At 68.8% G+C, this 15,558-nt stretch carries 13 protein-coding genes; 3 read left to right on the forward strand and 10 right to left on the reverse strand.

Features of this window, described 5'->3' with window-relative positions; translation table 11 throughout:
• Positions 1–85: 85 nt before the first annotated feature.
• The 6 genes from ACZ6SF_RS14080 to ACZ6SF_RS14105 all read right to left on the reverse strand — a co-directional run bounded on the left by ACZ6SF_RS14080 (position 86) and on the right by ACZ6SF_RS14105 (position 8,261).
• Positions 86–964 (reverse strand): sirohydrochlorin chelatase, encoded by an 879-nt coding sequence (locus ACZ6SF_RS14080; protein WP_466062505.1) that lies wholly within the window; start codon positions 962–964, stop codon positions 86–88.
• Complete coding sequence (locus ACZ6SF_RS14085) at positions 961–2,181, reverse strand: uroporphyrinogen-III synthase (protein WP_466062506.1); 1,221 nt, start codon at positions 2,179–2,181, stop codon at positions 961–963. The genes ACZ6SF_RS14080 and ACZ6SF_RS14085 overlap by 4 nt, the downstream gene beginning before the upstream one ends.
• Positions 2,178–2,570 carry a nitrite reductase small subunit NirD gene (gene nirD / locus ACZ6SF_RS14090; protein ID WP_466062507.1) on the reverse strand — a complete coding sequence of 131 codons (393 nt, stop codon included), beginning with the start codon at positions 2,568–2,570 and terminating at the stop codon, positions 2,178–2,180. Before nirD ends, ACZ6SF_RS14085 begins: the two co-directional genes overlap by 4 nt.
• 66 nt (positions 2,571–2,636) lie before the next feature.
• Positions 2,637–5,207, reverse strand: a complete 2,571-nt coding sequence (gene nirB, locus ACZ6SF_RS14095; RefSeq protein ID WP_466062508.1) for a nitrite reductase large subunit NirB — start codon at positions 5,205–5,207, stop codon at positions 2,637–2,639.
• A 24-nt stretch (positions 5,208–5,231) separates the two neighbouring features.
• Positions 5,232–6,707: a nitrate/nitrite transporter gene (locus ACZ6SF_RS14100; RefSeq protein ID WP_466062982.1), complete on the reverse strand. Its 1,476-nt coding sequence runs from the start codon at positions 6,705–6,707 to the stop codon at positions 5,232–5,234.
• A 282-nt stretch (positions 6,708–6,989) separates the two neighbouring features.
• Positions 6,990–8,261, reverse strand: a complete 1,272-nt coding sequence (locus ACZ6SF_RS14105) for a CynX/NimT family MFS transporter (protein ID WP_466062509.1) — start codon at positions 8,259–8,261, stop codon at positions 6,990–6,992.
• Between the two features lie 65 nt (positions 8,262–8,326).
• Between ACZ6SF_RS14105 and ACZ6SF_RS14110 the strand changes: the two genes are divergently transcribed.
• Together ACZ6SF_RS14110 and ACZ6SF_RS14115 are read left to right on the forward strand one after the other, a co-directional pair.
• Positions 8,327–8,995, forward strand: a complete 669-nt coding sequence (locus ACZ6SF_RS14110) for a FadR/GntR family transcriptional regulator (RefSeq protein WP_466062510.1) — start codon at positions 8,327–8,329, stop codon at positions 8,993–8,995.
• A gap of 203 nt (positions 8,996–9,198) precedes the next feature.
• Complete coding sequence (locus tag ACZ6SF_RS14115; RefSeq protein WP_466062511.1) at positions 9,199–10,689, forward strand: MFS transporter; 1,491 nt, start codon at positions 9,199–9,201, stop codon at positions 10,687–10,689.
• A gap of 168 nt (positions 10,690–10,857) precedes the next feature.
• Here ACZ6SF_RS14115 and ACZ6SF_RS14120 read toward each other — a convergent pair whose 3' ends face one another.
• From ACZ6SF_RS14120 to ACZ6SF_RS14130, 3 genes are all read right to left on the reverse strand, one after another.
• Positions 10,858–11,712 carry a TIGR02569 family protein gene (locus ACZ6SF_RS14120; RefSeq protein WP_466062512.1) on the reverse strand — a complete coding sequence of 285 codons (855 nt, stop codon included), beginning with the start codon at positions 11,710–11,712 and terminating at the stop codon, positions 10,858–10,860.
• Between the two features lie 105 nt (positions 11,713–11,817).
• Positions 11,818–12,999: an adenylyltransferase/sulfurtransferase MoeZ gene (moeZ, locus tag ACZ6SF_RS14125; RefSeq protein ID WP_466062513.1), complete on the reverse strand. Its 1,182-nt coding sequence runs from the start codon at positions 12,997–12,999 to the stop codon at positions 11,818–11,820.
• Between the two features lie 96 nt (positions 13,000–13,095).
• Positions 13,096–14,148: a DUF3152 domain-containing protein gene (locus tag ACZ6SF_RS14130; protein ID WP_466062514.1), complete on the reverse strand. Its 1,053-nt coding sequence runs from the start codon at positions 14,146–14,148 to the stop codon at positions 13,096–13,098.
• 218 nt (positions 14,149–14,366) lie between these two features.
• On the opposite strand from ACZ6SF_RS14130, the gene ACZ6SF_RS14135 reads away from it, so the two are divergent.
• Entirely contained in the window at positions 14,367–15,023 is a 657-nt protein-coding gene (locus tag ACZ6SF_RS14135) for a TetR/AcrR family transcriptional regulator (protein WP_466062515.1), read from the forward strand.
• Between the two features lie 65 nt (positions 15,024–15,088).
• Here the strand turns inward: ACZ6SF_RS14135 and ACZ6SF_RS14140 are convergent, their stop codons facing one another.
• Positions 15,089–15,316, reverse strand: a complete 228-nt coding sequence (locus ACZ6SF_RS14140) for a DUF3107 domain-containing protein (RefSeq protein WP_466062516.1) — start codon at positions 15,314–15,316, stop codon at positions 15,089–15,091.
• Positions 15,317–15,558 lie beyond the last annotated feature (242 nt).

Genomic DNA, 15,558 nt, shown 5'->3' on the forward strand with positions numbered 1-15,558 from the left:
CGCGGCCACGCCGCCTTGTCGCGCCGGGCCCGCGCGACGAATCGGGAAACTACCGAACAGGCCCGGAATCGCCGCACAGCCCCCGTCAGCGTGCCCCTTCGTGGGCGGCACGGCGGGCGGCGAGGCGGTAGCGGTCGGCGATCAGGCGTACCACCGCCGGATGCACGCCGATCGGCTCGGCCACCCCGGTGGCGCCGGCGGTGTGCAGGCGTTCGTGGAACAACCCGTGGGCCAGCAGGTAGGAGGCGATGAACACCCGCCGCTGCCCGGACTCCCGCAGTTCGGCCACCACCTCCGGCACGCGGGGCGCGCCGGTGGCGACATACGCCGTGCGCACAGGTGTTGCCAGCTGCTCGGCGAGCATGGCGGCGGCCCGGCGCACATCCGCGCGGGCCCGGGAGTCCGATGAACCGGCGGCGGCGAAGACCACCGCGTCACCCGGCCGCCATCCGGCCGCGCGCAGGCGGACGGCCATGATGCGGGCCAGGGCGGGATCGGGTCCCATGGCCGGGGTGACGGTCACGGCGGGATGGCCGCTGTCCGCCACTTCCCGCGGCACGTCCTGGTACACGTGGTAGCCGGAGGCCAGGAAGGCCGGAACCACCACGGCCGGAACCGGATCCGCGGCCAGATCGCGCAGGACCTCCGCGGGCGAGGGTCCGAGGACGTCGACGAAAGCGGTCCGCACCACCGGCGCCCCGGGGGCCGGTGCGGGCGTCCCGGGATCGGTGCGCGAGTCCGGGGCACAACCGCAGACCGCGAAGCCGTGGGTCCCCGGCAGCATCGCGGCGCGGAGATCCCGGGTCCTGCCCTGGTTTCCGGTCGGCGCGCACGGTCCGGCGGCGCCGTGGCGATGGCCCAGTTCCCGGCCGACCGCCTCGGCCAGGGCGGCGATCATCTCCACACCTTTTCCGCTCCGGGTACCGTGCGCCACCAGCACCAGCGGTGGCGTCGGCCCGGTCATCCGGGAACCACCGTGCGGACGTAGCGGGTGTTGCGGGAGGGGACCACGGGCAGCGGGCCGGTATCGGAATTGTTATCGATACATTCGGCGGGGTCCATGGCCAGCCGGTACCCGCGTTTCACCACGGTCTGGATGGCCTTCGGCGCCCCCAGACCCGCCCGCAGCCGGGCGATGGCGGTTTCCACGGCGTGGGTGTCGTCACCGCCACCGGGCAGCGCCGCCAGCAGATCCTCGCGGGAGACCACGCGACCCGGCTGGCGGGCCAGCGACCGCATCAACGCCATCGGGGCCGGGGCCAGCTGTTTCACCGTGCCGTCCACCACCACGCACGCCCCGCGCACACTGATGGCGTGCCCGGCGGCATTGATCCGCCCGGCCCGGCGCGGCAGTTCCTCGGCGACGTGGCGGGCCAGTGCTCCCAGCCGCGCGCGACCGGGCATGGTGGTGGGTACGCCGAGTTCTTCGAGCGGCGCCGCGGTGATCGGTCCGACGCAGGCCGCCGGGACCCGGCTGCGCAGCGCGTGCAGCACACCTTCGAGCACACCGGTCTCCTTGGCCCGGATCAGCATCGAGGCGACCGCCGGAGCGCTGGTGAAGGTGACACAGTCGATGGCGGAGGTCACGATCGCCTCGATCAGCTGATCCATCGGACCCCGATCGGCGGGCGGCTCCCACCGGTACACCGGTACCGGCACCACATCGGCGCCGGCGCAGCGCAGCACCTCACAGAAATCCGGGATCGGCTCCCATTCGGTGGTGGCGCCGTGCAGCTGCACGGCGATGCGCACGCCCTCGACGCCTTCGGCGAGCAGATGGTCCAGGACCTCCGCCGAGGATTCCGAGGCCGGCGACCATTCCTCCCGCAGTTCCGCGGCCCGGATCGCGCCCTTGGCCTTGGGACCGCGCGCGAGCATCCGGGTACCCCCGAGGGTGGCGCGCAACTGTTCGGCCAGGCCCCAGCCCTCGGCGGCCTCCACCCAGCCTCGGAAACCGATACCGGTGGTGGCCACGGTGATCTGCGGCGGGGCCGCGACGATTTCCCGGGTCACCCGTTCGAGCTCGGTATCGTCGGCCAGCGGGATGATCCGGATGGCCGGGGCAGAGACGATCGACGCGCCACGCCGGGTGAGCAGGGTCGCGAATTCTTCGGCCCGCCGGGCCGCGGTGATGCCGACGGTGAAACCGGCCAGCGAGGTGTTCGTCTCGGCAACTGTCATGTCGGGAGGCCGTTCATATCCACGGGTTCGTCGGAGATCGAGACCGTTCCGTCGGCCACGCGCACCGAATATACCGGCAGCGATTTCGTCGCGTCGTCCAGGCAGCGACCGTCCAGCAGCGAGAACGGCTGCTTGAGCAGCGGCGACGCCACAACCGGCTCACCGCCGCGGTCGCCGACGATACCGCGCGACATCACCGCCGCCCGGCCGAACGGGTCGATATTGCCGACCGCGTACAGCGTGCCCTCGGGCAGCAGGAACAGGGCGGCCTGGCGGCCACCGGGCAACAGAACCGCCACACCGCGGCCGGGAATCAGATATTCGAGAGGGCATGCCTCGGTCCAGCTGGTGGTGGCCGGGGCAGCTACCGGGGTGTCGATCACGGTCATGTGGGTGTCTCCTCCGCGTGCCGTTACCCATTGGTACCGGCGGGCTGTTTCCTGACGGTTAAGCGGTCATTTCCCGCTGATAGCGGGCTCCGTGGCGTCGGACACGCTGTCACTGTTCCCGGGCATCCCCGGCATCCCGGGCAGGCCGAGCAGCACCGGGACCTTGCGCTCCCCGCTGTCGTCGAACGAGATGGTCGGATCGGCCTCGGCAGGGGCGTTGACGAAGGACACGAACCGCGACAGCTTCTCCTCGTCGTCGAGAACGGCGGCCCATTCGTCGCGGTAACCGGCCACATGGGCGGCCATCGCGGACTCCAGGTCCTCGGCGATACCGAGGCTGTCCTCGCACACCACCTCGCGCACATAGTCGATGCCGAGGTCCTCCTGCCACGGCGCGGTGCGCTGCAGCCGGTCGGCGGTGCGGATGTAGAACATGAGGTAGCGGTCGATATAGGAGATCAGCGTCTCGTCGTCGAGATCACCCGCGAGCAGCACCGCGTGCTTGGGCGTGAGACCGCCGTTACCGCCGACATAGAGGTTCCACCCGTTCTCGGTGGCGATCACGCCCACATCCTTGCCGCGGGCCTCGGCGCATTCGCGGGCGCAGCCGGATACCGCCAGCTTCAGCTTGTGCGGCGACCGCAGACCCCGGTACCGCTTCTCCAGCAGCACGGCCATCCCGACCGAATCCTGCTGGCCGTACCGGCACCAGGTCGACCCGACACAGCTCTTGACCGTGCGCAGCGATTTACCGTAGGCGTGCCCGGATTCCATCCCGGCGTCCACGAGCCGTTTCCAGATCAGCGGCAGCTCTTCGACGCGGGCGCCGAACAGGTCGATCCGCTGACCACCGGTGATCTTGGTGTAGAGCCCGAACTCCTTGGCGACCTCGCCGATCACGATCAGCTGTTCCGGGGTGACCTCACCACCGGGCATCCGCGGCACCACCGAATAGGTGCCGTTCTTCTGCATATTCGCCAGGAAGTGGTCGTTGGTGTCCTGCAGCGCGGCCTGTTCGCCCTCGAGGATGTGATCGCTCGAGGTGGAGGCCAGGATCGACGCGACGGTCGGTTTGCAGATATCGCAGCCGGTGCCCTTCCCGTGCCGGGCGATGAGCTCGGAGAAGGTGCGGATACCGGTGGCCTGCACGACCTGGAACAGCTCGGCGCGGGACTGCTCGAAATGCTCACACAGCGCCTTGGACATCTCGACGCCGGACTGTTCCAGCACCTTCTTGATCATCGGCACGCAGCCGCCGCACGAGGTACCGGCCTTCGTGCAGGCCTTGATGGCCGGGATATCGCAGGCGCCCTCGGCGATGGCGCCGCAGATGGCGCCCTTGCTCACATCGTTGCAGGAGCAGATCTGCGCTTCGTCGGGTAGTGCGTCGGCTCCCAGTTCGGCGCCGGCCGGGGAGATCAACGCGGCGGGTTCGGCGGGCAGCGGCCGCCCGACCAGCGGGCGCAGGGCGGCGTACTGGGTGGCGTCGCCCACCAGGATGCCGCCGAGCAGGGTTTTCGCGTCGTCGGAGATGACCAGCTTGGCGTAGGTACCGGCGGCCGCGTCGTGCAGGACCACCGACAGCGCGCCCTCGGTGCGGCCGTGCGCGTCACCGAAGCTCGCCACATCGACTCCGAGCAGCTTCAGCTTGGTGGACATATCCGCGCCCGGGAACTCACCGGCGCCGCCCAGCAGCCGGTCGGCCACGATCTCGGCGGTGGTGTAGCCCGGCGCGACCAGGCCGTAGCAGACACCCTCGACCGCGGCGCATTCACCGATCGCGTAGATATTCGGATCGGAGGTGGCCAGGCCCAGATCGGTGACGATGCCGCCGCGCGGGCCGACCTCGAGGCCGGCGTCCCGGGCGATCTGGTCCCGCGGGCGGATACCGGCGGAGAACACCAGCAGCGCGGCGTCGATCTCGCTGTCGTCGGACAGGCTGATCTTCAGCCGTTCGGCCGGACCGGCCGATTCGCTGCGTTCGATACCGGCGGTCCCGACCCCGGTGTGCACGGCCAGCCCCAGATCGGTGACCAGCTTCTCCAGGATCGCGCCGCCACCCTCGTCGACCTGGGCCGGCATCAGCCGGTCGTTGTATTCCACGACATGCGGGGTGAGGCCGAGCAGACGCAGCGCGTTGGCCGCCTCCAGCCCGAGCAGACCGCCGCCCACGACCACACCGTGCGCACCCGGACCGGCCGCCTCGGCGACGGCCTTGATGCCGTCCAGATCGTCGATGGTGCGGTAGACGAAGCATTCCGGGTGTTCGTGCCCCGGCACGGGCGGCACGAACGGATACGACCCGGTCGCCAGGACGAGCGCGTCGTAGTCGAGCACCTCCCCGGAGGTGGTGGTCACCTTCTGGGCGTCCTTGTCGATGGACTCCGCACGCTGGCCCAGCCGCAGATCCACCAGTTCGTCACCGGCGTATTCGTTACCCGGCAGCGCCAGCGCCGACGGTTCCCAGTTGCCGATGTAGGACGACAGCCCGACCCGGTCGTAGGCGGCCAGCGTCTCCTCGCCGAGCACGACGACCTGCCAGGCGCCCGCCTCGTCCCGGGAGCGGAGCGCTTCGACGAACCGGTGCCCGACCATGCCGTGACCGGCGACGACGACTGTTTTGCGCTGTGCGTTCATGGTGTCCTCCGTGGAGATCCGGTGTCAGAGCGACCGGGCGGACCGGGATCCGATGGGCTGGGCTGTGGTGCGGGAGCCGGCCTCGGCCCCACGGACCAGGGCTTCGGCCGCGGCGACGACCTCGTTGTCGGATACCGGGCGACCGGGACGGCGCAGGAACACCGTCCAGGTGACGAGAGCGCAGGCGACGTAGAACGCCGTGAACACCCAGAAGGCGGTGGTCGCGGACTGCGTCGAGGCGTAGGACGACCGCAGCACCAGGTTGATGCCGACGCCGCCGAGCGCGCCGATGGCGCCGACGAAACCGATCAGCGCGCCCGAGGTGTTCTGCGCCCAGGCGGCGCGTTCGGCGGGGCTCGCGTCGAGGCTGCGGGATTTGGCGTCGAATACCGACGGGATGATCTTGGTGACCGAGCCGTTGCCCAGACCGGACAGCACGAACAGGGCCACGAATCCGGCGACCAGCACGCCCAGGACCGGCCCGGAGAATCCGTGCGCCGAGCCGTCGGCGACGGTCGAGGCCACCGCCACCACCACCGCGGCCGCCATCATGGCCGCGAACGTGTACACGGTGACCCGGCTGCCGCCGATGCGGTCGGCCAGTTTGCCGCCGTAGGGGCGGGCCAGCGAGCCCAGCAGCGGTCCGATGAAGGCGATCTGAGCGGCGTGCAGGGTGGCTTCGGCGGCGGTGTCACCACCGGCCACGAAGCTGATCTGCAGGATCTGGCCGAACGCGAAGCTGTAACCGATGAAGGAACCGAAGGTACCGATGTAGAGGAACGAAACCGCCCACGACTGCGGCACTTTCAGCGCGGTCAGCATGAAGGACAGATCGGCCTTCTGGTTCGGCAGATTGTCCATGAACAGCGCGGCGCCCACACCGGCCAGCACGACCAGCACCAGGTAGGCGGCGCAGATCACGGTGGCGTACTCGTTACCCAGGGTGGCGATGATCAGCAGCCCGAACAGCTGGATCACCGGAACGCCGATATTGCCGCCGCCGGCGTTCATCCCCAGGGCCCAGCCCTTGAGCCGTTGCGGGTAGAACGCGTTGATATTGGTCATCGACGACGCGAAGTTACCGCCGCCCAGACCGGCGAACGCCGCCACGATCAGGAAGGTCGTGTAGGACGTCCCCGGCTGATTGACGAAGTAGAGCGTGAGCAGGGCCGGGACCAGCAGCGCGGCGGCGCTGAACACCGTCCAGTTGCGGCCGCCGAACCGGGCCGTCGCGACCGTGTACGGGATGCGCAGGATCGCGCCGACCAGAGTGGGCACCGCGACCAGGAAGAATTTGCCGGCCGCGTCGATGCCGTAGGTCTCGGTGGGCATGAACAGCACCATCACCGACCAGATGGACCAGATGGAGAATCCGATGTGCTCGGCGAATACCGACCAGATCAGGTTGCGCGTGGCGATCTTCTTCCCGCCGGCCTCCCAGGCCGCGGTGTCCTCGGCATCCCAGCGCTCCAGCTTCGGCCGCCGGAGATACTCCCGAATCGGGTTCCGGTGGCTTTCCGTCCGCGTGCTCAAAGTGGGCCTCCCAACGTGGTTCGACCCCAACGTTAGGAAAGCGGTATTGCCGGAATGCTGCCCAAAATGACCGTCGAATCAACGGTTTCTCACGCGGTCGCGACCGCTCAGGTGAGAAGACCCGGGTTGTTAATTCGGTGTCACATCAGCGTTTCCGTGCGTCACGAAGAGCCCAAATCCGCCGGCGGGCGCGGTGAGGGCCTGCGGAGATGATGACCCGTGTCACTCCCGGCCGCAACTCGGGGCGGATCAGGACGCGGGGCGGCACACCGCGGGATCGTCCTCCAGCGTGCGGGGTTTACAGGCCTGCCAGGCGCCGATCAGCAACACCAGCACCGAGACACACAGCAGCGCGAACGGCGCCGTCCAGCCGCCGGTCGCGGTGTGCAACATCCCGAACGCCACGGGCCCGATACACGCCAGCGCGTATCCGACGCCCTGCGTGAAGCCCGACAGCGCCGCCGACCCGGCCGCGGTCCGGGTACGCAGATTGATCAGCGTCAGCGCCATCGGGAAGGTGCTGGGACCCAGGCCCAGGATGACCACCCACAGCACCGGCACACTCATCGGCGCCAGCCACAGTCCCGCGAAGGCGACGAAGAAGCACAGGGCACATCCCACGACCACCGGGAACGGATTGGTCATCCGGGCGGCCACGGTCGGGGCGGACAGGGCCGCCACCAGACCCATCAGCGCGAACAGCGCGACCATGGAACCACCGAACGCCGCGTCCGCACCGGCGTCGGACAGGATCGTCGGCAGCCAGGTGAACACCGAATAGGTGGTCAGCGAGGTCATCCCGAACATGGCGCCCATCCCCCAGGCCAGTGGCGAGCGCCACACTTTCGGGGCCGGAGCGGTCGAGGCGGGCAAACCGGTCGTATCGCCCACATCCCGGCCGCGCCGGGCACGCAGCACCCCGATCCACGGGACGGCCGCCGCGAAGCCCAGCAGCGCCCACACCCCCAGCGAGACCCGCCACCCGTGCGCTTCGGCGAGCGGCACCGCGACCAGCGCCGGCAGCACCGTGCCGATCTGCACCATCGTGATGTAGAGCGCGCTGACCGTGGCCAGCCGGTCCGGGAAATACCGTTTCACCAGCGGCGGGACCACCACATTGCCGATACCCATACCGCCCAGGGCCAGCGCCGAGAACAACAGCAGTTCCACGGTGCCCGAGACCAGCACCCGGATGAGCATGCCCGCGCCGGCGGCGGCCATGGCCAGCAGCGCCGTGCGCTCCAGGCCCAGACGCCGCACCAGCACCGGTGTGAAGAGGCCGGTCACCGAGAACATCAGGGTAGGAATCATCCCGAAGACACCGACGACAGCGGTGGAGTAGCCGATCTCCGCGCCGATCTTCTCGGCGAGCGGGGTGAAGGCGGTGACCGCCACCCGCAGGGTGAGCGCGGACATCAGAATCGCCGCGAGTACCAGCAAACGGCCTTCGATGAGCGCACGCCGACGGCCCGCGGCGGGCTGGTCGGCCTTACGGGTCACCTCGGGCAGCGCTGCAGTCACCGAGAAATCATAGGATGACCCAATGAGCGGGACAAGTGGATTGTGACGGGCGGTACGCTGTTGCCGTGCAAAGCGTTCGCCGCACCAGTCTCATCGCCCAGGTCACCGAGCAACTCAAAGAGGATATCCGCTCGGGACGCTGGCCGGTCGGGACGCGGATCCCGACCGAACCCGAACTGGCCGAACTCACCGGTACCGGCCGCAACACGCTCCGCGAGGCGGTGCAGGCGCTCGTCCACGCCGGCATGCTGGAGCGCCGCCAGGGTTCGGGTACCTATGTCATCGCCACCTCCGAAGTCGGCGGCACCCTCACGAAGTACTTCGCCGAGGCGGCCGAACGCGACGTCCTCGAGTTACGCCACGGGCTGGAGTCCACCGCCGCCGCGCTGGCCGCCCACCGCCGCGACCGTGCCGATATCGCCACCCTGCACGAGTTGCTGGACGCCCGGAACCGCCTGTGGCGCACCGACCGCGCCGCCGCGATCGAGGCCGATGTGCAACTGCATCGCGCGATCGTGGTCGCCAGCCACAACGCGGTGTATCTGGAGTTCTACGATTCGCTGCTCGGCACCATCGAATCGGGGATCCGCTCCCGCACCGATCGCATCGACAGCTGGTACTGCGCCGAGCACCGGGACCTGGTGCAGGCCATCACCGATGGTGATGCCGAACGCGCGGCCAAGACCACCCGGTGTTTCCTGGACAGCCTGCTCGCCGAGTACCCCGAGCCGTGACGGGTTCCATCCGCGTTACATACCGATCACCCGGGTATTTTGCTCCCGTGAGCGGGAATTGTGCTCATCGTCATTGCGCGCTATTCCTCTGAAACACCCGGCTTCTAGCGTTTTCTCACGTCACACACCGCACTCGACCCGCCCGGCGCATCCGCCGGGCGACCCGGCTCCGGGGGCGTCGAGCCATGACGAGAGGGACGCCGATGACCGCGATTGTCGACACCGGCCAACAGTCATCCGATACGACAGCATCGTTCACCCATCGCCGCCGCGGGCGCTGGATAGACCGGTGGGAACCCGATAACGAGCAGTTCTGGCAATCCGGCGCCGACCGCACCGCCCGGAAGAACCTGATCTTCTCCGTTTTCGCGGAGAACCTCGGCTTCAGCATCTGGGTGCTGTGGGCCAGTGTCGTCACCAGTATGGGAGCGGCCGGTTTCGGCTTCCTCGAAGGTCTCGGCAAAGGCAACCCCACGGCGGTGAGCAACGCCCTGCTGCTCACCTCGATCCCCACCCTGGTCGGCGCGACCCTGCGCATCCCGTACACCTTCGCCATCCCGCGCTTCGGCGGCCGGGCGTTCACGGCCTTCAGCGCGGCGATGCTGCTGATCCCCACCCTGGGCCTGATCTACTTCGTCAACCAGCCCGGTACGCCCATGTGGGTCTTCGTGATCCTGGCCGCGCTGTCCGGTTTCGGCGGCGGCAACTTCTCCTCGTCGATGGCCAATATCTCGTTCTTCTTCCCCGACGGGAAGAAGGGCGCGGCACTGGGTATCAACGCCGCCGGCGGCAATCTCGGTGTGGCGCAGACCCAGTTGCTGCTGCCGCTGCTGATCACCCTGGGCACCCATCTCACCGCGAAGGACGCCGCCGGCTACCGGTTCGGTATCACCCTGTCGGTGCTGATCTGGGTGCCGTTCATCCTCGCCGCCGCATTCGGCGCCCTGCGCTATATGGACAGTCTGTCCACCGCGAAATCCGACGGCCGCTCCTACCGCCTGGCCCTGACCAACCGGCACACCTGGGTGATGGCCTTCCTCTACATCGGTACCTTCGGTTCCTTCATCGGGTTCTCGTTCGCCTTCCCGACGCTGATCAAGGCCAACTTCCCGGACCTGGCGAATATCGGCTGGATCAGCACCATCGGCAACCTCGCCTTCCTCGGCGCGTTCGTGGGCTCGTTCTCGCGGCCGTTCGGCGGCTGGCTGTCGGACAAACTCGGCGGCGGCGCGAAGATCACCATCATGGTGTTCGGCGGTATGTCGGTGGCCGTGGCGCTCATCATGGCCGCATTGGAGATGAAGAGCTTCCCGCTGTACCTGCTCGCGTTCCTGGTGCTGTTCGTGCTCACCGGTATCGGCAACGGTTCGACCTACCGGATGATCCCGTCCATCTTCACCGCCGAGGCCAAGAAATACGCCTCCGAGCACGGTATCGAACCGGCCGAATCGGCCGCGTCGGCGAAACGCCAGGCAGGCGCCGCGATCGGCGTCATCGGAGCGGTCGGCGCGTTCGGCGGCTTCATCCTCCAGCAGGCATTGCGCCTGTCCAACACCAACTTCGGCACGATGGCCCCGGCCTTCTGGGCCTACGCCGTGGCGTTCCTGGTGATGGGTGGAGTGACCTGGTGGTTCTACCGGCGGTCCTCCTTCGCGGTGACGCGGGTCCCGTCACTGGCCTACGCCAACATCTGACACACCGGAAACTCTCCGGCACACCGGGTATTCCGCGCTGCCGGAAACCCGGTGTGGATACGCCCGAACCCGGCGGGCCGGTCACCGACCGGCCCGCCGGTCGCGTCCGGATACCACTGCACCGCGGTCCGCCGACGCGCCCGTCCGTCGGCGCCCGGGATACCGGACTCAGAGCAAGAAGCGCACCATATCGGCCGTACGCACCAGCCCCGGAAGCGCTTCCGGCGTCGACCGCGGGTGCAGTACATGCACGGCCAGCCGGAACATCACCGCGCGCAACAGCATCTGCGGCCATTCCGGCAGATCGGACCAGCGTTCGAGCAACCCGTCGTCGGCGCCGCCCCAGGACAGCGCGTCCACCACGACCACACCGGCCGCCCAGGCCGCGGGCCGCCAGTAGGGGGTCAGATCGGTGAGCGCGGGCGTGCGGGAACCCGCGAAGAGCACGGTGCCGAACAGATCCCCGTGCACCAGCTGGGGCGGCGTCCGCACCGGTTTGCGCAGGGTGGCCAGCTGCCCGATCAGTTCGAGACTGTGCCGGCCGTCGGGGGAATTCTCCATCACCGCGCCGGCCGCGCGCAGCGTGCGCAACGGCACCGCTTCCCAGGCCGCCCGATCGGCGGCGACGAACACGTCCACGTCCAGCCACGGCGTCACCGGCGGCTGCGAGAGGAAGCGCGGCCGGTCCAGTTCCGCGGTCGCCTCGTGCAACCGCAGCGACACCGAGACCACCTCGTCGTGGCGGGGCTCGGGGGCGCCGGTCATATGCGTATCGCAGCGCCATCCGGACACCACGTACCGCCCATCGGTGGCACGCACCGGTTTCGCCAGCCGCAGTCCGTCCACCCGCAGGCTCTCCCGCGTCTTCGCCGACCACGCCGCCCGGGCATGATCGGCGACCGGGCTGAGCACCACATCACCCAGCCGCCAGCCGCCCTCCCAATCACCGAGGGCGACCGGGGTCATCTCACGCAGCCCGAAGGTGGCCCGCACATGCTCGGGGGGTTCGACTGTGGTGGTCACGGGCCGTACCGTACCTGCGGAGCCGGGCCCGGCAGGTGCGCCACACCGTGTCGTGGCGGTGCCGCGACACGCCCATCGAAGGGTGTCGCGGTCACCACCGCGGGATCAGTAGACGGGCAGTGAGGGGTCCACCTGATGGGCCCAGGCGATCACACCGCCCTGCAGGTGGGTGGCGTCGGAGAAACCGGCCCGCTTGAGCGCCGCCAGCGCCTCGGCCGACCGGATACCGGTCTTGCAGTGCAGCACGATCTTGCGGTTCTGCGGCAGTTCCGACAGCGCCTCACCCGACAGGATCCGGTCCTTGGGGATCAAGGTGGCGCCCTCGATATGCACGATGTCCCATTCCACGGGTTCGCGCACGTCGATCAGTTCCACATCCCCGGCGTCCAGGAGATCCTTGAGTTCGCGCGCGGTGACGGTGGAGCCCGCGGCCGCGGCCTGGCCCTCCTCCGACACCACACCACAGAACGCGTCGTAGTCGATCAGCTCGGTGATCGGCTGCCGTTCCGGATCGCGACGCAGTTTGATGGTCCGGTAGTTCATATCGAGTGCGTCGTACACCATCAGCCGGCCCAGCAGCGGGTCGCCGATACCGGTGATGAGCTTGATCGCCTCGGTCACCATCACCGAACCGATCGACGCGCACAGCACGCCCAGCACGCCGCCCTCCGCGCACGAGGGCACCATTCCCGGCGGCGGGGCCTCCGGGTACAGATCGCGGTAGTTGATCCCGCGACCGTCCGGCGCGTCCTCCCAGAACACCGAGACCTGGCCTTCGAACCGGTAGATCGAACCCCAGACATACGGCTTGCCGGCCAGCACCGCGGCGTCGTTCACCAGGTAACGGGTGGCGAAGTTATCGGTACCGTCGACGATCAGGTCGTATTCGCGGAACAGTTCCACCGCGTTGTCCGGCTCGAGCCGGATCTTGTGCAGGCGCACATCGATACCGGAGTTGATCTCCAGAATGGAATCCCGGGCGCTGTCGGCCTTCGGGCGGCCGATATCGGATTCACCGTGGATGACCTGCCGCTGCAGGTTCGAGGCGTCGACCTCGTCGAACTCGACGATGCCCAGGGTGCCCACCCCGGCGGCGGCCAGGTACAGCAGCGCGGGAGAACCCAGCCCGCCGGCCCCGATGACGAGCACCTTCGCGTTCTTCAGCCGCTTCTGCCCGTCCATCCCGAGATCCGGAATGATCAGGTGGCGGCTGTAACGGGCGACCTCGTCCCTGGTCAGCTCGGCGGCAGGCTCCACAAGTGGGGGCAGGGACTGCGGTGTTGACACGTCTGTGCACTCCTCGTATCGATATGGCCGTTGCCGGGTACAACGCCGACGCCGGAACCATTCTTCCCGGGCGTATCGCCGGCCCGGCGGCCGGGCTCAGCCGCGCGGATACGGCCACGGATTGAAGCGGCAGGTCTTCCCGTCCATCGGCACCACACCGTCCGGATCGAGGGCCGCGATCTCGTTGTTCGCGGTACCGAAGGTCTGCTGCATCATCACCGGGGCCAGCCCGCCGTCGTTCTCGCACGGCTGATGCGCGTGATAGCCGATGGCGTGGCCCACTTCGTGATTGACCAGATACTGCCGGTAGGAGCCGATATCGCCCTCGAAGGCCGGGGCGCCCCGGACCCAGCGCGCCTCCGACAGCACCACCCGGCCGTCGTCGGAGTTGTAGCAGGAGGAGTCGATGGGGATATCGAACCCGCAGGCCTGGCGGGTGGTCGCCCGCGCGGTCAGCGACACCCGGAAATCCGGCTCACCGCGATCGATCCGCTGGAACGCGAATTTCCGATCGTGCAGCCAGCTCTTCGGGTTGGACAGGGTCGAATCGACCATCCGGGCCACCGACTCGTCACCGCCGAACGCCCGGGTGTCGATCCCGTTCTCGATCTCGACGGTATAGGTGAAGGTGTACTGCTCCCCCGCCCCCACCCGCGGGGAACCGCCCGCGACGATCCGCCACGAGCCCTTCCCTGCCTCGGTGAACTTCCCGCCCTCCGGCAGGGCGCCCACCGGCAGATCCTCCGGGAACCGGCCGTCACCCGGTGGCGCGCCGATCACCCCCGCACTCGCCGGGGGCGGACCGAGCTCACCCAGACCCGGTTCGGACGCGGACGGCTGCGATCCCGAACCCGACCGCACCGCGTCCACCGCCACGAACACGGTCAGCACCAGCAATACCGGCAGCGCGAACGCCCGCCAGCCGAACCGCGAGAAGAAAGGCCTGCGCCGCCCGCCCCCGGAATCGCTCGCACCGGATCGCGGGGCACCGGGATCCCACTCCGCCAGCAGCGGCGAACGAGGATCGTCGCCCTGCGAGACCGGGACCTCCGGTGCCGCCTCACGGGCGGCGATCACGAGGTCCGAGTCGGGGAGGCGGTGCGCGCTGCGCCCGCCGCCGGAGGCGGAACTGTCCGGTCGGTCGGTCACACATTCCAGAGTCTCACAGCCGGCCGGACCCGGGGAAAACGGCGCCGTGCGGTAACCCCGGACCCACCGGCCGACAGGCGAACCGGTCGCCGCCCGCATCGGTCCGGACCGGAACCGGGTTCCCAGACCCGGGTCGGCAACCGCGCGAGATGCGAGTATGGTGCTCGAAAGACCCGGTACACACCCCTTTGCCGGGGAATCGACTGGGAGATCCGAATATGACCGACCTCGTGGACCGGATGACGCCCCGCTCCTCGTCCGGCACCGCCCCCAAACGTGGCACCCGGCTTCCACGTGACGAAAGACGCCAGCAGCTACTCGCGGCCGCCAGTGAGATCTTCGTACTCCGCGGCTACCACGCCGCCGGTATGGACGAGATCTCCCAGTGCGCGGGTGTCAGCAAGCCGGTCCTCTACCAGCACTTCACCAGCAAACTCGAGCTGTATCTCGCGGTGCTGCAGAACTACGTCGACATGCTGGTCTCCAGCGTGCGCCAGGCGCTGCGCTCCACCACCGACAACAAACAGCGCGTCCGCGCCGCCGTCGCCGCCTACTACGACTTCGTCGACAACGAGATGCAGGGCTTCCGCCTCGTCTTCGAATCCGACCTCACCAACGAACCGCAGGTGCAGCGCCGGGTCGAACAGGCCACCGAAGCCTGCGTGGACGCCGTCTACGACCTCGTCGCCCACGACTCCGGCCTCGACCCCTACCGCGCCCGCATCCTCGCGGTCGGTCTGGTGGGCGCCAGCCAGTTCACCGCCCGGTACTGGCTCGAAGCCGACCGTCCCATCCCCAAGGACGACGCCGTCGACACCACCGTCGCGCTCGCCTGGGGCGGCCTCAAACACGTGCCACTGCACCCGATGGTCTGACCCTATGCTCCGAACCGCAACAAGCCCCCGCCGGAACCGGCGGGGGCTTGTTGCATCAGGACCTGTCAGACCGCGGCGAACCCGACCTTGCCGCCGGTAACGGCGCCGATCTCCACATAGGCGACCTTGCTCGCCTGGATCAGGTACTTGCGCCCCTTCTCGTCGGCCAGCGCCAGGACACCACTCGAGCTCGCCAGCGCCTCGGACACCAGGGCCTCGACCTCATCCGGGGTCTGCGAACTGGAGATGACGAGTTCACGCGGGCTATCCGAAATACCGATCTTGACCTCCACGGCCAACCTCCGAACTAGTAAGTCCTGTCCTGTCGAAGCAAGGCTATATCTTTTGGCCCCGCCTTCGGCGGGGCGGGGTTGCGGGCCCCTTGTGTCCCGTGTTTCCGGCCTCGAGACTCGCGGCTTCGCCGCCTCGCTTCGAGGCCGGAAACACGGGACGGCCCGCAACCCTTGGAGGGCCTCGCTGAACTCGGCGCTCGGAGGGGGGAGGGATTCTCGGCACCGGACCAGCTGGTCGGCAG

It is taken from the genome of Nocardia sp. NPDC049935, assembly GCF_055586645.1.